At 66.2% G+C, this 21,391-nt stretch carries 19 protein-coding genes; 7 read left to right on the forward strand and 12 right to left on the reverse strand.

Translation table 11 applies throughout. The annotated features are described in order from the left end of the window. Positions 1-13: 13 nt before the first annotated feature. Positions 14-1,321 (forward strand): NupC/NupG family nucleoside CNT transporter, encoded by a 1,308-nt coding sequence (locus C7I55_RS20700; protein ID WP_106514913.1) that lies wholly within the window; start codon positions 14-16, stop codon positions 1,319-1,321. 39 nt (positions 1,322-1,360) lie between these two features. Then, positions 1,361-2,305, forward strand: coding sequence for an isopenicillin N synthase family dioxygenase (locus tag C7I55_RS20705; protein ID WP_106514914.1), 945 nt, complete (start codon positions 1,361-1,363; stop codon positions 2,303-2,305). Between the two features lie 42 nt (positions 2,306-2,347). On the opposite strand, the gene C7I55_RS20710 is transcribed toward C7I55_RS20705, so the two are convergent. Further along, positions 2,348-2,797, reverse strand: a complete 450-nt coding sequence (locus C7I55_RS20710; protein ID WP_106514915.1) for a cytidine deaminase — start codon at positions 2,795-2,797, stop codon at positions 2,348-2,350. Positions 2,798-2,900: 103 nt separating this feature from the next. Here C7I55_RS20710 and C7I55_RS20715 point away from each other — a divergent pair, with 103 nt between their 5' ends. Then, a complete protein-coding gene (locus C7I55_RS20715; RefSeq protein ID WP_106514916.1) occupies positions 2,901-4,655 on the forward strand; it encodes a bifunctional metallophosphatase/5'-nucleotidase in 1,755 nt (584 codons plus the stop codon). Positions 4,656-4,783: 128 nt separating this feature from the next. On the opposite strand, the gene C7I55_RS20720 is transcribed toward C7I55_RS20715, so the two are convergent. From C7I55_RS20720 to C7I55_RS20740, 5 genes are all read right to left on the reverse strand, one after another. After that, positions 4,784-6,238: an AMP nucleosidase gene (locus C7I55_RS20720; protein WP_106514970.1), complete on the reverse strand. Its 1,455-nt coding sequence runs from the start codon at positions 6,236-6,238 to the stop codon at positions 4,784-4,786. A 130-nt stretch (positions 6,239-6,368) separates the two neighbouring features. Further along, entirely contained in the window at positions 6,369-6,848 is a 480-nt protein-coding gene (locus tag C7I55_RS20725) for an EF-hand domain-containing protein (protein WP_106514971.1), read from the reverse strand. Positions 6,849-6,949: 101 nt separating this feature from the next. After that, positions 6,950-8,359, reverse strand: a complete 1,410-nt coding sequence (locus tag C7I55_RS20730) for an efflux transporter outer membrane subunit (RefSeq protein WP_106514917.1) — start codon at positions 8,357-8,359, stop codon at positions 6,950-6,952. Further along, entirely contained in the window at positions 8,359-11,580 is a 3,222-nt protein-coding gene (locus tag C7I55_RS20735) for an efflux RND transporter permease subunit (RefSeq protein WP_106514972.1), read from the reverse strand. The genes C7I55_RS20730 and C7I55_RS20735 overlap by 1 nt, the downstream gene beginning before the upstream one ends. 10 nt (positions 11,581-11,590) lie before the next feature. Then, positions 11,591-12,769 carry an efflux RND transporter periplasmic adaptor subunit gene (locus tag C7I55_RS20740; protein ID WP_233222329.1) on the reverse strand — a complete coding sequence of 393 codons (1,179 nt, stop codon included), beginning with the start codon at positions 12,767-12,769 and terminating at the stop codon, positions 11,591-11,593. Positions 12,770-12,955: 186 nt separating this feature from the next. Here C7I55_RS20740 and C7I55_RS20745 point away from each other — a divergent pair, with 186 nt between their 5' ends. Together C7I55_RS20745 and C7I55_RS20750 are read left to right on the forward strand one after the other, a co-directional pair. After that, positions 12,956-13,534 (forward strand): TetR/AcrR family transcriptional regulator, encoded by a 579-nt coding sequence (locus tag C7I55_RS20745; protein ID WP_106514919.1) that lies wholly within the window; start codon positions 12,956-12,958, stop codon positions 13,532-13,534. Positions 13,535-13,594: 60 nt separating this feature from the next. Next, positions 13,595-14,392, forward strand: coding sequence for an SDR family NAD(P)-dependent oxidoreductase (locus C7I55_RS20750; RefSeq protein WP_158266519.1), 798 nt, complete (start codon positions 13,595-13,597; stop codon positions 14,390-14,392). Positions 14,393-14,444: 52 nt separating this feature from the next. Here the strand turns inward: C7I55_RS20750 and C7I55_RS20755 are convergent, their stop codons facing one another. Together C7I55_RS20755 and C7I55_RS20760 are read right to left on the reverse strand one after the other, a co-directional pair. After that, the gene (locus tag C7I55_RS20755; RefSeq protein WP_233222335.1) at positions 14,445-16,010 is read right to left on the reverse strand and encodes an aldehyde dehydrogenase (NADP(+)); all 1,566 of its coding nucleotides are present in this window, start codon (positions 16,008-16,010) and stop codon (positions 14,445-14,447) included. A 162-nt stretch (positions 16,011-16,172) separates the two neighbouring features. After that, the gene (locus tag C7I55_RS20760) at positions 16,173-16,565 is read right to left on the reverse strand and encodes a hypothetical protein (protein WP_106514922.1); all 393 of its coding nucleotides are present in this window, start codon (positions 16,563-16,565) and stop codon (positions 16,173-16,175) included. A 197-nt stretch (positions 16,566-16,762) separates the two neighbouring features. Between C7I55_RS20760 and C7I55_RS20765 the strand changes: the two genes are divergently transcribed. Next, entirely contained in the window at positions 16,763-17,704 is a 942-nt protein-coding gene (locus C7I55_RS20765; RefSeq protein ID WP_106514973.1) for a prephenate/arogenate dehydrogenase family protein, read from the forward strand. Between the two features lie 8 nt (positions 17,705-17,712). Next, positions 17,713-18,786 (forward strand): 3-deoxy-7-phosphoheptulonate synthase, encoded by a 1,074-nt coding sequence (locus tag C7I55_RS20770; protein WP_106514923.1) that lies wholly within the window; start codon positions 17,713-17,715, stop codon positions 18,784-18,786. A 25-nt stretch (positions 18,787-18,811) separates the two neighbouring features. Here the strand turns inward: C7I55_RS20770 and C7I55_RS20775 are convergent, their stop codons facing one another. From C7I55_RS20775 to gloA, 4 genes are all read right to left on the reverse strand, one after another. Beyond that, positions 18,812-18,994 carry a hypothetical protein gene (locus tag C7I55_RS20775; protein WP_106514924.1) on the reverse strand — a complete coding sequence of 61 codons (183 nt, stop codon included), beginning with the start codon at positions 18,992-18,994 and terminating at the stop codon, positions 18,812-18,814. 175 nt (positions 18,995-19,169) lie between these two features. Continuing rightward, the gene (locus C7I55_RS20780; RefSeq protein WP_106514925.1) at positions 19,170-19,667 is read right to left on the reverse strand and encodes a retropepsin-like aspartic protease family protein; all 498 of its coding nucleotides are present in this window, start codon (positions 19,665-19,667) and stop codon (positions 19,170-19,172) included. Positions 19,668-19,712: 45 nt separating this feature from the next. Further along, the gene (locus tag C7I55_RS20785) at positions 19,713-20,720 is read right to left on the reverse strand and encodes a zinc-dependent alcohol dehydrogenase family protein (protein ID WP_106514926.1); all 1,008 of its coding nucleotides are present in this window, start codon (positions 20,718-20,720) and stop codon (positions 19,713-19,715) included. Then, complete coding sequence (gloA, locus tag C7I55_RS20790) at positions 20,717-21,241, reverse strand: lactoylglutathione lyase (RefSeq protein WP_106514927.1); 525 nt, start codon at positions 21,239-21,241, stop codon at positions 20,717-20,719. The genes C7I55_RS20785 and gloA overlap by 4 nt, the downstream gene beginning before the upstream one ends. Positions 21,242-21,391: the final 150 nt, after the last annotated feature.

The raw sequence follows: 21,391 nt of genomic DNA on the forward strand, positions 1-21,391 counted from the left end.
GGGGCGGGGGCATATGAACCGGATTTTGATGGGCCTGGCAGGGATGGCGCTCATCCTTGGCCTCGCCGTTCTGCTCTCGTCCAACCGACGGGCGATCCGGCTGCGGATCGTCGGCGCGGCTTTCGCGCTGCAGGCCGGGATTGCCGTGCTCGTTCTCTACACCTCGTGGGGCAAGGCTGGGATCGAGGCCATGTCCCGCGGCGTCTCGAACCTGCTCGGCTATGCCGGCGCCGGCACCACCTTCCTGTTCGGCAGCCTCGCAGCCGATCCATTGGGCCAGAATTTCGCCATCCAGGCCTTGCCAGTGATCATCTTCTTCGCCGCCTTGGTGTCGATCCTCTATTATCTGGGCGTGATGCAGCGAGTCGTGCGCTGGGTCGGCGGCGCGATCGGCTGGGTCACCGGGGTGAGCCGGGTCGAGTCGCTGTGCGGCGCCGCCAACATCTTCGTCGGCCAGAGCGAAGCGCCGCTGGTCATCCGTCCCTATCTGGCGGCGCTGACGCCGGCACAGCTGTTCACCGTGATGACCGTGGGTATGGCCGGGGTCGCCGGCACGATTCTCGCGGCCTATGCGGCGCTGCTCGGTCCGACGTCGCTTCCGTATCTGCTCGCCGCGGCCTTCATGTCGGCCCCGGGCGGCATTCTGATGGCGAAGATCATGATGCCCGACGAACCGGTGCGTGAGGCGGAACTGCCGCTCGGCGACACGCCCGCAGAGGGCAAGGTCGATATCGACACGTTCGAGGAAGGCGAGCAGCCGGCCAACGTCATCATGGCGGCATCGCAGGGTGCGCAAACCGGGGTTCGGCTCGCCGTTGCCGTGGGTGCGATGGTGCTCGCCTTCGTGGCACTCGTCGCGCTGGCCAATGGCCTGCTCGGCGGGCTCGGCGACTGGATCGTTGCCCGCACAGCCGCCGCAGGCATCGTGCTCGACCCTGCGCTTGCGTCCTTCCTGGGTGATCTCAGCTTCCAGCGCCTGGTCGGATATATTTTCCAGCCGATCATGTACCTGATCGGTGTCCCGTGGAACGAGGCGCAGGCGGCGGGTGGCCTGTTCGGGACCAAGCTGGTGCTCAACGAATTCGTCGCCTTCATCGATCTCGGCAAGATGGCGCAGCTTTCGGAGCGCACCCGCGCCATCGTCACCTTTGCGCTCTGTGGTTTCGCCAATTTCAGCTCGATCGCGATCCAGATGGCGGTGACCGGCAGCCTCGCGCCGAACCAGCGGCCGGTGATTGCCCGGCTCGGCATCAAGGCGCTGATCGCGGGCTCGCTCGCCAATCTGATGAGCGCTGCATTAGCAGGCCTGTTGCTCGGCTAAGCCTTTCGAAGGGCCCTGTTTCGGGCTAAAGCCGCGGGCATGAGCACACTCGCAAAATCCATCGCGTCCGTATCGCTGAACGCCTCGCGCAGCGACCCCGAGGGCTTCGCCCGGGAGCTCGGCGAATCGTTCGAGCGCTACGGCTTTGCGATCATCGCCGATCACGGCATTCCCGCCGATCTCATCGCCCGTGCGGAGGAGAAAGCGAAGGCGTTCTTCGCGCTGCCCGAGGATGTGAAGCGCAGCTATCACAAGCCGGGCGGGGGTGGCGCGCGAGGCTACACGCCGTTCGGGATCGAGACCGCCAAAGGCGCGACCCAGCACGACCTCAAGGAATTCTGGCACGTCGGCCGCGAGCTTCCGGAGGGCCACCGCTTCGGCGACGTCATGGCTCCGAACGTCTGGCCGAAGGAGGTCACCGAGTTCCGCGAGACCTTCCTGGAGCTGTTCGCCGCCTTCGACACTGCGGGTCTACGCATCCTCGAGGCGATCGCCCGCCATCTCGGCCTCGCGCCGGACTGGTTCGAGAATACAGTCGAGGACGGCAATTCCGTCCTCCGCCTGCTCCATTACCCGCCGGTCTCGCCCGATGCGCCGGGCGTTCGCGCCGGTGCCCATGAGGACATCAATACGATCACCTTGCTGCTCGGCGCCGAGGAAGCCGGTCTGCAGCTACTCGACCGCGACGGCGAATGGATGGCGGTGTCGCCCAGAGAAGGCGAACTCGTCGTCAACATCGGCGACATGCTGCAGCGACTGACCAACAATGTGCTGAAATCGACCTCGCATCGGGTGGTGAACCCGCCGCCGGAGCGCCGCGGCAAATCGCGCTACTCGATGCCCTTCTTCCTGCACTTCCGTCCCGATTTCCTGATCGAGACCTTGCCCGAATGCATCTCCGAAGACCGGCCGAACCTCTATCCCGAGCCGATCACCGCGCACGACTTCCTGCTGCAGCGTCTGCGCGAGATCAAGCTGGTGTGATCCTGGTCCTCCCCGCGCCCACGGGGCATGGGGAGGCGGGACTCAGCCCGCATCCTTGAGATTGGCCGGACCGAAGCCGTGCGGGATCAGCGCGGAAATGCGAGTCGAGGTCATCTCGGTGCCGTCGCCATTGGCCGAGACGATCTCCAGGTCGCGCCCGGCAACATGTGCCGCTTCGAGGATCGACTGGCGGCAGCCGCCGCAGGGCGTGACTACCGAGGTGCCGGCGAGCGAGTCGCCGCTGCCGTCGCCACCGGCGACGGCGATGCGGGCGATTCGATCGAGACCGAACGCCTGCTGGGCTGCAGTCAGCGCCGCGAGCTCGGCGCAGACGCCGAGCCGGTAGCACGCATTCTCCATGTTGGCGCCAATGGCGATTTCGCCGTCGATCGATTCGATCGCGCACCCGACGCTGAAGCGCGAATAGGGGGCGTAGGCGCCGAGCGCGGCGGCGCGGGCGCGTGCGACGAGAGGGTCCGTGTTGCTGCTCATGCGCGCTTCCATAGAGGGGCGGCGTGCCGTGCGCGAGGCTGATGACAGCGTCCGCCGCGCGTGCCACTCAACCGCTCGGCCCTGTGACTTGAAGGATTCGGACATGCGGATCGCATTCGCGCTGCTCGCCACCTCCTTGCTGCCGGCCTGCGCCGGACAGCTGGCGCATGCGCCGGAGGAAACCGGCCCCGTGACGGTGAAGATCGTCGCGTTCAACGATTTCCACGGCAATCTCGAGGCGCCGAAGCGATCGATCGAAGCGCCAGGGAGGGTCGCGGGCGAGACGGTGCAGGTGCCGGCGGGCGGCGCCGCCTACTTCGCCTCCGCGATCGAAGAACTGCGCAGCCGTAACCCGAACAATGCGGTGGTCGCCGCTGGCGATCTGATTGGAGCTTCGCCGCTCGTCTCTGCCCTGTTTCTCGACGAGCCGACGATCGCAGCGCTCAATCTGATTCGAGTCGACTACAACGCACTCGGCAACCACGAATTCGACAAGGGCTCCGCCGAAATCCTGCGCATGCAGAATGGCGGCTGCGACAAGCACAGTTTGCGGCAGCCGTGCCGGCTCGAGCCTTTCGCCGGTGCCAGGTTCCGGCTGCTGTCGGCGAACACGTTGACGCAGAGCGGTGCTACGCTGGTCGAGCCCTACGGGATCAAGAGCTTCGGCAGCGGTGCGCGCGCGGTCAAGGTCGGCTTCATCGGGCTGACACTCAAGGAAGCGCCGTCTTTGGTGACGCCGGCCGGGGTCGCCGGCCTCACCTTCGGCGACGAGGCCGATGCCGCCAACGCCTTGGTGCCCAAGCTCAAGGCGGAAGGGGCGGACGCGATCGTCATCCTCATCCATCAGGGCGCAGCGACCAAGGTCGGCTATGATGACAAGAGCTGCGAAGGGCTTTCCGGCGAGATCCTGCCGATCCTGGACCGGCTCGATCCGACGATCGACGTCGTGGTTTCCGGGCACACCCACAACGCCTATGTCTGCGACTATGGCAAGGTGAACCCGGCACGACCGTTCCTGCTGACCAGCGCCGGCTATGGCGGCACCCTGATCACCGATCTCGATCTCGTGATCGATCCCGCGGCGAACCGCGTCGTCTCGAAGCGCGCCGACAATGTCATCGTCCAGGGGGAGGCGTTCACCAGTTCCAAGGGGCCGGTGCCGCTGACCGATCTCTATCCGCGGTACGCGGCGCAGCCCCAGGTGGCGGCGCTCGTCGCCCGCTATGCGGCCGCGGCGGCACCGGTAGCGGCGGAACGGGTCGGCCGGCTCAGTGCACCGGCGCTCCGTACCAAGACCGACTGGGGCGAGCAGGTGCTCGGCAATCTGATCGCCGACGCGCAGCTCGCCGCGACTCGTACGCCCGAGGCAGGCGGGGCCGAGATCGCGTTCATGAACATGTACGGGATACGTGCGGATCTGGAGCCTGCGGCCGACGGCACGATCACCTATGGCCAGGTCTTCACCGTCCAGCCGTTCGGCAACACGTTGATGGTCAAGAGCTTCACCGGCCGTCAGGTCCGCGCCATCCTGGAGCAGCAATTCGACAGCGGATCGAACAGCGTCGAGAGCCCGAATTTCCTCAACCCCTCCGCCAGCCTTCGTTATGCCTATGACCTGAAGCGCCCCGCCGGCCAGCGCATCGTGGACGTGCGGGTCAACGGCCAGCCGCTGCAGGACGACCGCGTCTACCGAGTCGCGATGAGCAATTTCCTGGCGAGCGGCGGCGACAATTTCACCCGCTTCCGCGACGGCACCGACGTGGTCGGCGGCATCTCCGATCTCGATGCGCTGGTCGCCTATCTCGGCAGGCAGGAGGTGCTGACCCCGCCGGCGGCGGACAGAACTGCGCGGCGGTAGACGATCACAGGGGCGGTGATCACCGTTCGGGATGAGTCGAAGCCATCTCGTCGCTTTCGCAAGGGAAATGAGGGGCTTCGACGGGCTCAGCCCGAACGTATTTCAGGCTAGGCAAGAGCTGGAGGGGCTCACCGGAACGGAGGTTCGTCGAAGCTGCGAAGCTTACGCGAATGGAGCTTGGCGCCTTCGTGCTTGAGGATGCGCAGGGTCTCGATGCCGATGCGAAGATGCTGGCTGATGGCGCGCTCGTAGAAGGCGTTGGCTTGTCCCGGCAGCTTGATCTCGCCGTGGAGCGGCTTGTCGGACACGCAGAGCAGGGTGCCGTAGGGGACTCGGAAGCGGTAGCCCTGTGCCGCCACGGTCGCCGATTCCATGTCGATCGCTACTGCACGCGACTGGTTGAAGCGCAGGGCGGACTGGGTGTAGCGCAGCTCCCAGTTGCGATCGTCGGTGGTGACGACGGTGCCGGTGCGCAGCCGCTGCTTGAGCTCGCTCGGATCCTCACCCGTGACTTCAGCGGCGGCGTCGTAAAGCGCCTGCTGGATCTCGGCAATCGGCGGGATCGGAATTTCGATCGGAAGCACATCGTCCATCACATGGTCGTCGCGCAGATAGGCGTGGGCGAGGACATAGTCGCCGATCGTCTGGCTGGGGCGCAGCCCGCCGCAGTGGCCAATCATCAGCCACGCTTCGGGTCGCATCACGGCAAGGTGATCGCAGATCGTCTTCGCGTTGGACGGGCCGACGCCGATGTTGACCAGGGTGATGCCCCGGCCTTCCGGCGCGATCAGATGGTAGGCCGGCATCTGATATTTGCGCCAGGCGCCCGCGGCCACCTTGGCTTCCGCGCCTTCGGTCTCGCGGGTAATCAATACGCCGCCGGGCACCGCCAGGGCTTCATAGGGGCTGTCCTCGCGTCGCAATTCGTCGATCGCCCAGCGGACGAACTCGTCGACGTAGCGAACGTAGTTGGTGAACAGCAGATAGCGCTGAGTGTGCTCCGAGGCAGTGCCGGTATAATGGCGCAGCCGCGCCAGGCTGAAATCCACTCGCGGTCCGTCGAACAGAGCCAGAGGCCGGGTCGGATGGGCCCCATGGTCCCAGGCACCGTCGGCAATCTCGTCGCCGATATGCGACAGCTCGGTAGTCGGGAACCAGCGGCCAAGATCGGCGGCATGGGCGCCGTCGAGTCGAAGATCGTCGGTGCCGTCGAGCACATAAGGGTAGGGGATCTCGCTCGCCGAGCGGCCGACCGTCACGTCGACGTCATAGTCGCGGATCAGGTAGTTGAGCTGCTCCGCCAAGTATTTGCGGAACAGGTGCGGGCGGGCGATGCTGATCGCATAGACGCCGGGCTGATTGAGCCGGCCGAAGGCGCGGCCCGGGAATTTGGGCGGACTGTCGAAGCGGTAATCGATGCGCAGCTCGGGATAGGCGAACAGGCCATCCATGCGCGCCTGGCGATCGGGCTTTTCGCCGGTCTTGAGATAGCGTGCCAGCGCGGCGCGCAGGCAAGAGACCGATCGATCGTAGGTCTCGATCAATTCGGCGATGAGTCCGGGAATGTCTTCGGTACGAGTCATGTCCTTCACTGTCCTGCCGTTCTCTGCTTGGCAAGCCTAAGGACATTCGGTGACGGTTCGAAGCGCGCGAACGACCTTCATGCCACAGCACAGGTTCGGCAGCCGGCCCGTTGCACCGGCTGCCTTCCCATCAGCGGCGGTGATGTCCGCCGCGCTGCGGCTTCGCGGCGGCGAGTTCGGCCGCCGACACGATGCCGTCGTGGTTCGCATCGGCGCGGGCGAACCGCTGCTGGAGGCGGTCGGTGAACTCGGAGGCGGTCACCGCACCGTCGCCATTGGCGTCGAGTTCCGGTCGCTGTGTCGTAGGGCCGGGCTGCGGTTGCGCCTGCGGGCCGGCACCCGGCGGCGGATCACGGTGTCCGCGATGATGGTGGCGGCCGCCGCGGCGCGGCAGTTCATCGGCGGTCAGTCTCCCGTCCTTGTTGGCGTCGGCTTCTGCGAACTTCTGCTGTGCCGCGCTCGCGGCCTCAGCCGCCGTGATCTGGCCGTTGCCGTCGAGATCGGCCGCGGCGAGGCCGCGTGGTCCGGGGGCGACGGCAAAGCCGGAGGCGCCGGCCGCGAGCAGAGCAAGGCCGCCGCCGCCGAACAGCCATTTCTTCTTGTTGTTCACCTTGGGTCTCCAGGGTCACGCCGCATCGGCGCAACCGTGGAGATGGACCATGGCTGTCGCGAAACGTCCCCGCCGGAGGCGGAGAAGTGTCGCAAAGTGTATCAGGCAGCCGGCGCCTGCTCCCAGCCGCCGCCAAGCGCCAGGAAGACGGTGACGAGATTGTCGGAAAGCTGCGCCTCCGCCTGCGCCAGCGACGACTCGATCGCCGAGAGCGAGCGCTCGGCGTCGAGCACGACCTGGAAATTCTCGCGGCCGGCGCGGTAGCGCAGGCGTGCGATGCGGGCGGCCTCCTCGCTATTGGCCTGGGCCCGGCGCAGGGTGGCGACCCGATCCAGCTCCGAGGCGTAGCGGGTGAGGGCGCTTTCGGTCTCCTGCAGCGCATTGAGCCAGGTGCCGTCGAACCGCGCGAGCGAGGCGTCGGCACCGGCTTCCGCCTGAGCGATGCGGGCCCGCGCGACCGCGACATTGGGGAAGCTCCAGCTGATCAGCGGGCCAATGCCGAAACGAAAGCCGGAGCTGGAGGCGAGGTCGCCGACCGAGGTCGCGGTCGAGCCGATCGATCCACCCAGGCTGATGTCCGGGTAAAGGCTCGCGGTGGCGACACCGATCCGCGCGGTGGCCGCAGCCAATTCTCGCTCCGCCTGACGGATGTCCGGGCGGCGGGCCAGCAGGGATGCGCCGCTGCCGACCGGGATCGGCTGCGAGAGTGAGGGCGCGCGTTCGCAGGACGCCACCTGCTGCGGGAATTCTGCCGGCGGCCGACCGGTGAGGACCGAAAGACGGTACAGCGCCGTCCTGCGCTGGGCTTCCAGGGTCGGTATTTGCGCGCGGGTCTGCTCGAGCTGGGCGCCGGCTTGGCCGCTTTCGAGCGCGGTGCCGCGCCCGCCCTCGACCAGGCGCCGGGTCAGATCGAACGTTTCCTCCTGGATGCGGACGCTCTCGCGGGCGACGGCGAGCTGGCGTCCAGAGCTGCAGGCGTCTGCGTAGGCACGCGCCGTTTCGGCCGCGACGGTGATCCGGGTGAAATCGAATGCCGCTTGCACCGCGCCGAGATCGGCGCGGCTGGCTTCGATGCCGCGTCGGATTCGTCCGAACAGATCGAGCTGATAGCTGACGTCGAGCCCTGCATCGAAGATGACGTCGCTGCCTAAGGCTATTGGCGAGTTGGCGTCGGACGGGTTCCCATAGGTCGCTCCTGCCGACACCGTCGTCGAAGGCAGCCGGCCCGCGCGGGTTTCCCGCAGCACCGCCCGCGCCTGGGCGAGATTGGCCTGGGCGACACGGAGATCGGTATTGGCGGTCAGCGCCTGCTCGATCAGCCCGTCGAGGACCGGATCGCTGAACAGGCTCCACCAGCGCCCCGGTGGCTCGTCGCCGGTGAAGGCTGGCGAGGCCGCGCTGACGAACCCGGTCTGCGCCGGCGCCTTGGGCGTCGGCGAAGCATAATCCGGGCCTACCGTGCAGGCGGCGAGGGCGAGCAGGCTCGCGGCGGGGATGAGCTTACGGAACATCAGCGGGAGGCCTCGGGCAGCGCACCCTGCGGGGTGGCGCCATGATCGGTTGGGGACGCCTTCCGCTTCCGCCTGTTCTCGAAGAACAGGCCGATGCGGCGCATCACGACGTAGAAGATCGGGGTGAAGATCAGGCCGAACAGAGTCACCCCGACCATTCCGAACGTCACTGCGGTGCCGAGCGATTGCCGCATCTCCGCGCCCGGCCCGACCGCGATCGCAAGCGGGATCACGCCGAAGATGAACGCGAAGCTGGTCATCAGGATCGGCCGAAGGCGCTGGCGGGCGGCGGTGGCGGCTGCCTCGAACGTGTCGAGGCCTTCCTCCTCGCCTTGCTTGGCGAATTCCACGATCAGGATCGCGTTCTTCGCAGCGAGAGCGACGAGCACCACCAGGCCGACCTGGGTGAGGATGTTGTTGTCCATGCCGCGCAGACCGACCCCGACCATCGCCGCAAGGATACACATCGGCACGATCAGGATGACCGCCATCGGCAGGGTCAGCGCCTCATATTGGGCGGCGAGCACCAGGAAGACGAACACCACGGCGAGCAGGAAGATCAGCACGGCGCTGCCGCCTGCATTCTGTTCCTGATAGGCGATCCCCGTCCACTCGTAGGTGAAGCCGGGCGGCAACGTCTGCGCGGCGATGCTCTCCATCGTCCGCAGGGCGTCGCCGGAGGAGACCCCAGGTGCGGCCTGTCCCTGCAGTTCGACCGCCGGGAACATGTTATAGCGGACGACGCGCGTCGGACCGCTGTCGTTGCGCAACGTCGCAACCGACGAGAGCGGCACCATCGATCCGCTCGCCGAACGAACCTGAAGGCGGCCGATGTCGGAGAGATCGTCACGGGCGGAGGGCTCCGCCTGCGCGGTTACCCGGAAGGTACGGCCGAGCAGGTTGAAGTCGTTGACGTAGGTCGACCCAAGATAGGTGCCGAGCGCGCTGTAGATTTGCGACGGCTGGACGCCGAGCAATTGCGCACGGTCACGGTCGACATCGGCCTGGATGCGTGGCGAGCCGGTGTTGAACAGCGAGAAGACCTGGGTAACGCTCTTCTGCTGCGCGGCGGCGCCCATCATTCCGAACGTCAGCCCCTCCAGCGTCTTGTAGCCGGCACCCGAGCGATCCTGCAGCATCATCACGAAGCCGCTACCGGTGCCGAGGCCCGGAACGGCGGGCGGCGAGATGAAGAATACCTGGGCGCCCTGGATCGCGCCGGCGACCTTGCCGGTGATCAGCTGCGACAGCTCGGCGGCGGACTGGCCGCCTTTCTCGCTGCGCTCGCCCCAATCCGCGAGGCGGAGGAACATCGTGCCCGAGTTGGATGCCTGCGAGAAGCTCGCACCGTCCAGGCCCGCGAACACCGCCGCATCGACCACGCCTTCCGTCCCGCGGGCAATCTTGTAGGCATCGTTGAGCACGGCACTGGTGCGTTCGAGCGAGGAGCCCGGCGGCAGCTGAACGACGCCGATCAGAACGCCCTGATCCTGCTCCGGAATGAACCCGGTGGGGGTGGCGCCGAGCCGCCAGCCGGTGAGGGCGAGCAGGCCGGCATAAACGACCAGCATGATCGTCGCCATGCGGATCAGCTTGCCGGTAAGGCGGCCGTATCGGTCCGAGAGCCAGTCGAAGGCGCCGTTGAACTTGTTGCCGGCGACACGGAGCGGCCGCATCCAGCGGGATCCGGTGCCTTCAACATGATCATGGTGCGGCTTGAGCAGCAAGGCCGCCATTGCGGGCGACAAGGTCAGTGAGACGATCAGCGAGATCACCGACGCCGCGGCGATCGTCACCGCGAACTGGCGGTAGAAGATGCCCGGGATGCCGGCGACGAACGCAGTCGGGATGAACACGGCGGTCAGCACCAGGCCGATCGCGATCAGCGCCCCCGACACTTCCTGCATGGTTCGGTGCGCGGCCTCGCGTGGCGACAGCCCGTCCCGGATATGCTTCTCCACCGCCTCGACGACCACGATCGCGTCGTCGACGACGATGCCGACGGCAAGCACGAGCGCGAACAGCGAGAGCGAGTTGATCGAGAAGCCGAGCGCCAGCTGGACCGCAAAGGTGCCGACCAGCGCGATCGGAATGGCGACGATCGGGATCACCGCCGCCCGCCACGTCTGCAGGAAGACGAGCACGACGATCATCACCAGCACGATGGCTTCGAGCAGCGTTTCCTGCACCGCTTCCACCGAGGCCGAGACATATTCGGTCGGGTTGTAGGGAATGGAATAGACGATCCCCGGCGGGAAGTCCTTGGACGCAGCCTCGACTTCCTTGAGCACGAGATCGGCGGCGTTGAGCGCGTTCGAGCCGGGCTGCTGGATGATTGCGAGGGCGACGCCGCGGCGGCCGCTGAACGAGCCTTCGATGCCATATTCCTGACTGCCGAGCTCGACCCGGCCGACGTCGCGGACGCGGGTGATCGCGCCGGTGGTCGCATCGGTCTTGATGACGATGTCGGCGAACTGATCCGGGTCGGTCAGGCGGCCCTGAACCTGGACGGGAAGCTGAAAGGCCGGATTGCCCTTGCCGTAGGGAGGCTGGCCGACGGCACCGCCGGCGACCTGGACGTTCTGGGTGCGCAGCGCCGCGACGATCTCGTCGGAGGTGAGGTTACGCGCTGCGGCCTTGTCCGGATCGATCCAGACCCGCATCGAGTAATTGCCGCCGCCGAACACCTGGACTCCGCCGACGCCCTCGAGGCGGAGCAAGCGATCGCGCAGGTTCGAATTGGCGAAGTTGCCGACATAATCGATGTTGAGGTTCGGATCGGTCGAGGTCAGCGCCACGATCATCAGGAAGCCCGACGACTGCTTTGCAACGGTGACGCCGATCTGGCGCACCTCCTCGGGCAGGCGCGGTTCGGCCAGCGCGACGCGGTTCTGGACCAGCACCTGCGCGGCATCGAGATCGGTACCCGGCTTGAAGGTGACGGTGATCTGCGTGAGACCGGCCGAGGTCGAGGAGGAGCTCATGTAGAGCATGTCCTCGACGCCGTTGATTTCCTGCTCGATCGGTGTCGCCACCGTGTCCGCCATCGTCTCGGACGAGGCGCCGGGGAAGGTGGCCGTGACGCTGATCGTCGGCGGCGCGATCTCCGGATATTGGGAGAGCGACAGCTGCGGATAGGCAAAGGCGCCGATCAGCACGATGAAGACGGCGATCACCGAGGCGAAGATCGGCCGCTCGATGAAGAATTTGGAGATGTTCATCGATCTGTCCTCAGCGGCCGGCGCCGGCGGCACCAACCGTCGTCGCGGTCGACGACGGCTGGGTTGCGGGTGCTTCCGGCGTCGGCTCTGGGCCGGTGGCGGCCTGGATGCGGCCCGGGGTCGGCTTGACCTTCTGGCCCGGGCGGGCACGCTGAAGGCCGTCGATGATCACCTGTTCCTGGGGTGAAAGGCCGCTGCGAATAACGCGCAGGGCGCCGGTGAGCGGCCCCAGCTGAACCGGCCGCGCGAGCACGGTGCCGTCCTTGGCGACGACATAGACGACGCGGCGGGCCGCGTCGGTGACGATCGCGGTCTCCGGCACCATCAAAGCGCGATAGGGCTGCGACGCGGCAAGCCGCATGTGACCGAACATGCCCGGCTTCAGGAAACCGTTGGGGTTCGGAACGACGGCGCGGCCGCGCACGGTGCCGGCACCCGGATTGATACTGGTGTCGATGAAATCGAGCGTGCCGGCATGAACGTAGCTGGCTTCGTCCTGCAGCCGGATGCGCACCTGCGTTCCCGACCGATTGCCGGCATTCTGGCGCTGATACTTCAGCAGCAGGGCTTCCGAGCCATCGAAGGCAAAGTGGATCGGCGACGACGACACGACCGTGGTCAGCACGGTCTGGTCGGCGGTCACCGAATTGCCGGGGTCGACCCGACGCTCGGACACCTGGCCGGAGATCGGGGCGGTGACGCGGGTGAAGCCGACACCAAGCTGTTGCGCGCGGATCGCGGCGCGGGCGGCGGCGACATCGGCTTCGGCGGTGCGGAGCGCAGCCTGGCGCTGCTCCACTTCCTCGGTGCTGGCGGCGCGCGATGCCGCCAGCGTACGCGACCGGGCAAGCTCGGTGCGGGCGTTGGCGAGCGTCGCCTGCGCACGGGCGAGCTGTGCCTGCGACTGGGCGAGGGCGGCCTGCGACTGACGCGGATCGATGGTGAAGAGCAACTGTCCCTTGCGGACGAACTGGCCGTCACGGAAGTGCACCGCCTGCAGATAGCCGGTGGCGCGCGGGCGTACCTCGACATTCTCGATTGCTTCGAACCGGCCGACGAAATCATCCCAATCCAGTACTTCCTGGACAATCGGCGTGGCGACGGTCACCGGCATCACCGGAGGCGGCGGCGCCTCGGCCTCGCCCTTCGAGCAGCCGGCCAGAGAGGCGGCGAGGAGGAGTGACAACATACCGCCCAATGCGGCTGAATTCTTGAGGGACATGGTCAGCTTTCGGTTTTTGGCAAGCGCGAGACTCGCGGTCTGCTCTCCGGCAGGCGAGGAGCAAGTACGGAGCCGTTCAGCTCATGTCAACGGCCGTAGACATATCATGTCAACAATTGTTGATTGTTAACCACTTGCCGATTACGAGGCCCCATGCCCCCGCGCGTTAAAAATGCCGCCGCCACCCGAGAGGCGATGCTCGCCGCCGCCCGTCAGCGCTTCCTTCAGGAGAGCTACGAGAATGTCGGCCTGCGCGACATCGCCCGGGACGTCGGCGTCGATGTCGCCCTGGTCGGCCGCTACTTCGGATCCAAGGAAGAACTGTTCAAGGAGGTGCTCCGGGTCGGCAAGAAGGCCGACTGGCTCGATCCGACGGTCACTTCCGTCGAACTCCCGGCTTATCTCGCCTCGCTGTCGACGGAAGAGGATGATGCGGACCGTCGCCAGCACGCCGAGGGACTGCTGATCATGTTGCGGTCCGCCTCCTCGCCCAAGGCGGCCGAGATCATCCGTGAGGCGCTTCGCGAATCCGTGCTCGAGCCGATTGCTCGCCTGCTCCCCGGCAAGGACCCGGAGATCCGGTCGAGCCTCGCGTTGAGCGTGTTCTTCGGCACCACGGTGCTGCGGACGATCATGGCGGTCGGGCCGCTGTCGGGCTGCGACACCAACGCGATGCGTCGCAGCATGCAGCGGCTTCTCGATGCTGCGCTGACAGAGGATACCGGCGCCTGACCCAGGGAACAGCAATCGTGCCCGGCGATTGAGGGCGCGAACCACCTTGGGATTATGACAATGACAATCATCAGACCGCGTGCGCTCGTCACCGGCGCATCGGCGGGCATCGGGCGTGTCTATGCGGAGCACCTAGCGCGAACGGGGCACGATCTCGTGCTCGTCGCTAGGCGCGCCGATCGGCTGCAGGCGCTTGCCGACGAGTTCGGGCAGGCACATCGGGTCGAGGTCGAGATCCTGCCTGCCGATCTCGGCACCCGTGAAGGCGTGGAGGCGGTTGCGTCGCGCCTCGCCGCAGATCCGGCCGTCGACATGCTGATCAACAATGCAGGCTACGCCGCGCGAGGCCGGGTCGCGGAGCTGGATTTCGAAGCGCTCGAGGCGATGCTGCAAGTAAACGTGCTGGCGCTCAGCCGCTTGTCCAGTGCCGCCATGGCGCAGATGATCGCTGCCGGACGCGGCACGATCATCAACATCGCTTCCGGCACCGCCTTCATGCAGATGCCGGGCAATGCCGGCTACGGCGCCTCCAAGAATTACGTCCTGGCGTTCACGCGGCACATGCAGCTGGAGGCGGAAGGCACCGGCGTCAGGGTGCAATTGCTGGTGCCCGGCGTGATCGCGACCGATTTCCATGCGGTCGCCGGCAACGACCTCGCCAATTTCCCGCCGGAGCGTGTGATGAGTGCCGAGGATCTCGTTGTCGCATCGCTGCGCGCGCTCGAGATGGACGAGACGATCTGCATCCCGTCACTGCCCGAGATCCGCGACTGGGACGCTTATGTCGAGGCGGAGGCTCGTGTCGCGGCCGGCGTATCCCGGGACCGCGTTGCGCCCCGTTATCATAACGGCGGATAGAAAAGGGCGGCGTTCCCGCTGGAACGCCGCCCTTCCTAGATCTGCAGGAGTGTCAGGCGGCGCCGGGAACCGGCTTGCCGTCGACGAGCCGGTCGATCCCGAGCGGGTTTGAGTCCCTGAGCTCGGCCGGAAGCAGCGCTTCGGGCATGTCCTGATAGGAGACGGGACGCAGGAAGCGATCGATCGCCAAGGTTCCAACCGACGTCGAACGCCCGTCCGAGGTCGACGGGAACGGCCCGCCATGAACCATCGCCGGTGCCACTTCGACACCGGTGCCGAAGCCGTTGACCAGGATGCGGCCGACCTTGCGCTCGAGCACCGGGATCAGCTTGCGGGCATCGTCATGGTCCGCTTCGGCGATGTGGAGCGAGGCGGTGAGCTGGCCTTCGAGGCTGTCGAGCACGCGGGCGAGCTCGGCCTCGTCGCGGCAGCGTACGACCAGCGAGGTGGAGCCGAACACCTCCTCGGCGAGCGCCTTGTCGGCCAGGAACGCTTCCGCCGACGTCGAGAACAGGCTCGGCACGCCCTGGTAGCGCTCGCCCGCCTTGCCGTGCGCGATGGGCTTCACCTGGGTATGGCTGCGCAGTCTCTCGACACCCTCGACATAGGCCTGGTGGATGCCCGGGGTGAGCATCGTGCCGGCGTTCGAATTCTCCAGTGCCGAACCCGCGCCGGCGATGAACGTATCGAGCGCCTCTCCTTCGATCGCGAGAATGAGGCCCGGGCTGGTGCAGAACTGGCCGGAGCCCATCAGCAACGAGGTGACGAAGCCCTGCGCGATCTGCTCGCCGCGCTCGACAAGCGCGCCCGGGAACAGGATCACCGGATTGATCGAGCTCATCTCGGCATAGACCGGGATCGGCTCATCGCGCCGCTGGGCGATCTTCATCAAGGCGAGGCCGCCGCGGCGCGAGCCGGTGAAGCCCACCGCCTTGATGCGCGGATCGGCAACGAGTGCCTGGCCGATTTCGTAGCCGCTGTCGAAGATCAGCGAGAACACGCCTTCCGGGAGCCCGCTGTCCTGCACGGCCTTCTGAATGGCGCGGCCGACCAGCTCGGACGTGCCGGGATGGGCCGGATGGGCCTTGGCGACCACGGGGCAGCCGGCGGCCAACGCCGACGCGGTGTCTCCACCGGCGACCGAGAATGCGAGCGGGAAGTTGGAGGCGCCGAATACGGCGACCGGCCCCAGCGGGATCATGCGCAGGCGCAGGTCGACGCGGGGCAGGGGCTTGCGCTCGGGCTGTGCCGGATCGATGCGCAGATTGAGATAGCGGCCGTCGCGAACGACTTGCGCGAACAGGCGGAGCTGGCCGACGGTACGGCCGCGCTCGCCTTCGAGCCGTGGGCGAGGGAGGCCGCTTTCGGCCATGGCGCGCTCGATCAGCTCGTCGCCGATGTCGAGAATGTTCTGGGCGATCGCCTCGAGGAACTTGGCGCGCGCCTCGGGCTCGAGGCTGCGATAAGGATCGAAGGCCTCCCACGCGAGGCGGCAGGCTTCGTCGAGTTCCGCAAGCGTTGCGCCGCGATAAGCGGGCTCGATCGTCTCGCCCGTTGTCGGATTGACCGCGCGGGCTTCGCCGCTCGTGCCCCGTACGCTGCGGCTGCCGATGAACATCTCTCCGTTGATCACGTCGCTTCCTCCCTGGCTGGCCGGAATAGGGGCCGCTCCGCCCATCTAGGTCTCGCCGAGGCAAATGCAAAGGGAGGATGTTAGCGCTCACATACGCTAAAGGCGGAGCGTTGGAGCCCCGCCTTGCGCGTGTCTTGGTCGATCGGCTTACTTCGCGCGGCGATACGGCACGAAGTCCCCGAGGAAGACGAAGCCGGTCTGCATCCGCGACGACGTGTCATAGAGATGCACGGTGTCGATGCTGCACAACTGTGACGAGTAGAGCTTCGTCACCAGCGTGTCCCATTTGTCGAGCGACTCGGCGCCGGAGCGCGGACGATTGAGGTAGACAGTGCCGCCTGCATCGTAGAGGATGCCGATGCCGTCGATGATCCGGGTAGATCGTACGTTGCGCATGTTGACGCAATCGACAGGCTCTCCGGCAACGCGGCCTTCAAGAGCCTTGGCGAGCTTGGCCTCGCCGTCCGGTGCCGTCTTGGCGTGAACCGGGGCAGTCGCCGCTAGCAGGCCGCCGAGAGCAAGCATGATCAGCTTTCGCATGGTAGTTCCTTCATTCCTTTTGTGCTCTTTGGCTCGTGCGAGCCATGTAGCGGGATCCCGCTGAATGAAGGCTGACTTCGCCTCGCGATATTCGGCATCAACGGGATCCAACCTGATCGTTCATCATATAGGGTCTGGCGCCGGCAAGAACAGGTTGACTTGCCGGCCGCAGGGCAGGATTGGATCCCGTAATCATGATTGTACCCTTCGCCACCATTGCCGTCATCGGCCTCGGCCTGATCGGTTCGTCGATTGCGCGGGCTGTTCGCGCCAGCCTGCCTGGGGTTGCCTTGCGCGGCTTCGACGCAAGCGACGACGTGCGTGCACGGGCTGCCGGGCTCGATTTGATCGATGTGGTTGCGGGCACGGCGGCCGAGGCCGTGTCAGGCGCCGATCTCGTCATCCTCTGCGTGCCAGTTGGCGCAATGGCATCCGCGGCGCACGCAATTGCCGGCAGCCTGGCGCCGGGCGCGGTGGTAAGCGATGTCGGCTCGTCAAAAGCCGGTGTCGCCGCGTCGTTGCGGGAGGCATTGCCAGGCGCGACCATCATCCCCGCCCACCCGGTGGCGGGTACCGAGAATAGCGGACCCGAAGCGGGCTTCGCGACCCTCTTCCGGGGTCGCTGGTGCATTCTCACGCCGGACGAGGACGCCGATGCGGCCGCCGTGCAGCGTCTTTCGGATTTCTGGTCCGCATTGGGCGCCAAGGTCGAGCTGATGGATGCGCCGCATCACGATCTGGTGCTTGCGGTCACCAGCCATCTCCCGCACCTCATCGCCTTCACGATCGTCGGTACCGCCTCCGATCTGGAACGCGTCACCGAAAGCGAGGTGATCAAGTATTCCGCCGGGGGTTTCCGCGATTTCACCCGCATCGCCGCCTCCAACCCGGTGATGTGGCGGGACATCTTTCTTGCCAACAAGGGCGCGGTCCTGCAGATGCTGCAGCGTTTCTCCGAAGATCTGTTCCATCTCCAGCGGGCCATTCGGCACGACGACGGGGACACCCTGTTCGATCTGTTCACGCGCACCCGGGAAATCCGGCGCAGCGTCATCGAGCAGGGGCAGGATGTTGCGAAAGCGGACTTCGGGAGGCACCCGGAAGAAGAGGCCGGCGCCGAAGCCGGCACCAGACGATAGAAGAGACTATGCTGCACCAGGTCGACGACACCCGTATCCGCGAGATCAAGGAACTCGCTCCGCCCGCACATCTGCTCCGCGAGCTGTTCCTCGACGATCGCGTCCGCGACATCGTTTGGGAGGCACGGTCGGGCATTCACGCCATCCTGCATGGCGCCAGTGATCGGCTGCTCGTCGTCGTCGGGCCATGCTCGATCCACGATACGGACGCTGCGCTCGATTATGCCGCCCGCCTTCGTGCCGAACGGGAGCGGCTCGGCGACCGGCTCGAGATCGTGATGCGTGTCTATTTCGAGAAGCCGCGCACGACCGTGGGCTGGAAGGGCCTGATCAACGATCCGGATCTCGACGGCAGCTTCCAGATCAACAAGGGTCTGCGCACCGCGCGCGAGCTGCTGCTCCGCATCAATGCGCTGGGCCTGCCGGCCGGCACCGAATTCCTCGACATGATCACGCCGCAATATATTGCCGACCTCGTCTCCTGGGGCGCGATCGGGGCGCGCACGACCGAAAGCCAGGTCCACCGCGAGCTCGCCTCCGGCCTGTCCTGCCCGGTCGGCTTCAAGAACGGCACCGACGGCAATCTCCGCATCGCGTTCGACGCGATCAAGGCGGCTTCGCAGCCGCATCATTTCCTGTCGGTGACCAAAGGCGGCCATTCGGCGATTGTTTCGACCGCCGGCAACGAGGATTGCCACATCATCCTGCGCGGCGGCGTCAAGCCCAATTACGATGCGGAAAGCGTCTCCGCCGCCTGCGCGCAATCCGAAGCCGCCGGCCTGCCGTGCCGGATCATGATCGATGCGAGCCACGGCAACAGCCTCAAGGATCCACAGCGACAGCATCTGGTGGTGCAGGACGTCGCTGCGCAGATAGTGGCGGGCGATCGCCGGGTGTTCGGAATGATGATCGAAAGCCACATCGTCGGCGGCCGCCAGGATCTCGTTGCACGGGAAAGCCTGACCTATGGCCAGAGCATCACCGACGCGTGCGTCGGCTGGGACGATACGGTCGAGATGCTGGATCGGCTTGCCCAGGCGGTGGACGCGCGCAGAAATCGGGTCGCGGACGAAGCGGCGTGATGACCGGCGACGAACGTGACGCCGTCTATCGTAGCTTTGCGATGCCGATGCCGTCGGTCTTGGCCCGGTCCTGAACCGATTCCTCGCTTCGGGTCAGCGCCTTGGCGATGGCCTTGAGGCCCATCCCCTTGGCCGCAAGCGTGCGCAGCTTGGCGAGCTCTTCGCTCTTCCAGGGTTGGCGGTGTCGAACAAAATCGTCTTTGGCCATCAGTCGCTTGCCAGCTTGCCCTTGTTGGACGGATTGGCGGCGATGGTCTTCTTGACCTCTTTCTTCGGCTTGCGCGCTTCCTTGTTGCTCTTCACTTGACCCTTGGCCATGTCGCGTCTCCTTCTCAGTTGGCTGAATAAGCGTGTGAGACAGGAAAGCCAATGGCAAGCGGCCTTCAATAAATGCGCATCCGATCGCCGCGCATCTCGACCGAATATTGACCGAGATACGCCTGGCCTAGCAGCGAGACGTCGCCACCGCCAAGGATGACGCCGCGGACGCCGCGGGCTTCCTTGCCGTCGAGGCGAACGGAGTCGAGCGTCAGGCGCTTGCCCTGGACCGGCCCTGACGCGCCCATTCCGACGACCTCGAACTCGGCTCTTGAGAAGGGAATGCCGATCCGCGCCGCATCCTTCTCGGCCAGTGCGACGCCAGTTGCGCCGGTATCGACGAGGAAGCGGACAAGCTGGCCGTTGACCTCCACATTCGCATAGAAATGGCCACCCTCGCTCCGCTTCAGCACGGTCTCCTGCGGGGCCGGCGCTGACGCCCGCGCGGCGGCCGGTGCCGCCCGCGCCGACGTCGTGGTGATCTCGGCCGCGCGATCGTTCGTCGGCAGCAGGAAACCGATGCCGGTGCCGAGGGCGATCATGAGCAGGACCAGTTTCTGCATGGGCGCGAGCCTAGTCGCCGTCGGTGAACGAACCGCTAAGCCCCTTCAATATTCCAGGCAGATCTTGCCGAAATGCGCGCCGCTCTCCTGATAGCGGAAGGCATCAGCAATGTCGTCAAGGCCGAAGCTCCTGTCGATTACCGGCTTGAGCCCGGTCGCTTCGAGCCCGCGGACGAAATCCATCTGCTCGCGGCGGCTGCCGACGATCAGTCCCTGAAGGCGCGCCTGTCTGGCCATCAGAAAGGCCGTCGGCACTTCGCCGCCGCTTCCAGTCAGCACGCCGATCAGCGCGATATGGCCGCCGATGCGCACGGCCGCGATGGATTGGGGGAGGGTGGCGGGACCGCCGACCTCGACGACATGATCAACCCCGATCCCCCCGGTCCAGCGATGCGCTTCCACGCCCCAGTCTGGCGTCGTACGATAGTTGATCACATGATCCGCCCCGAGTTCCCGCAGGCGCTCGAGCTTGGCATCTGATGAGGAGGTGGCGATAACCCGGGCGCCCATCGCCTTGGCGAGCTGGAGCGCGAAGATCGAGACGCCGCCGGTGCCGAGCACCAGAACCGTATCACCAGCCTTCAGGCCGCCATTCACGACCAGCGCTCGCCAGGCCGTAAGGCCTGCTGTGGTGAGGGTCGCGGCTTCGGAATGGCTGTACCCCGCCGGTGCCCGCGTAAACCAGGTCGCCGGCGTCACTGCCACCTCGCGCGCATAGCCGTCGATCCCGTCTCCCGGCGTGCGCGAAAAATCGCCGATCGCCGGGCCCCCATCGAGCCACGTCGTGAAGAAGCAGGAGACGACCGAGTCGCCCACGACGAACTCGGTTACGTCCGCGCCGACGGCTTCGAGGATGCCAGCGCCGTCCGACATCGGGATGCGTCCGTCGGCTGCCTGCATCGCGCCGGTTGCCACGCCGTAATCATGGTAGTTGAGCGAGCTGGCGTGCAGCCGCACCCGGATCTCGCCCGGTCCGGGAGCGCTGGGATCGCCTTCCCCGACCACCCGGAGGCGATCGAGCCCCCCGGGGGCGGCGAGCCTGACCAGCTTCATATTTTGTTTCCTTCGTCTTGAGCCGCGACGGCATTCTCCATGCCGTTGGGCGACAATATCTCGATCCAATAGCCGTCCGGATCGGCGATGAACGCGATGCCCTTCATCTTGCCGTCGTTCGGGCGCTTCACAAAAGGAACTCCGAGCGTTTCGAAGCGGGCGCAGGCGGCCCCGACATCGGGTACGCTGATCCCGAGATGGCCGAAGCCGCGTGGCTCGGCATTGCCGTTGTGATAGCCTGCAAAGACCGGATCACCCTCGGTGCCCCAATTGTGAGTGAGTTCGAGCGTGGTCTCCCGGCTGAATACGAACCTTGCCCGCTCCGCCGGATCGTCCGGGACGGTCTCGCCGTCTCGCAAGAAGGCAAGGAAGAACAGCGAGAAGCGCATCTCATCGAAGTCGAGGCGCTGCAGCAAGGTCATCCCGAGCACTTCCGTGTAGAAGCGAATCGACGGGTCGGGATCGCGGACGCGCAACATCGTCTGGTTGAGGGCGAAGCCGTGGGTTGCGAGATCTCTCATGCCTGTCTCCGGGTCATCCGTATTTCTCTCATCGTCCGCTCGCTGACGTCGCAAGGGACAAGTCTTTGGCATGGTGAACGGACGAGCGGCGCCGACGGTCCTTATGGGCTTTGGGCCATAAGCGGCACCGATGGGCGATTGCGCCGTTCA

The sequence above is a fragment of the Allosphingosinicella deserti genome, assembly GCF_003012735.1.
Lineage (GTDB): Bacteria > Pseudomonadota > Alphaproteobacteria > Sphingomonadales > Sphingomonadaceae > Allosphingosinicella > Allosphingosinicella deserti.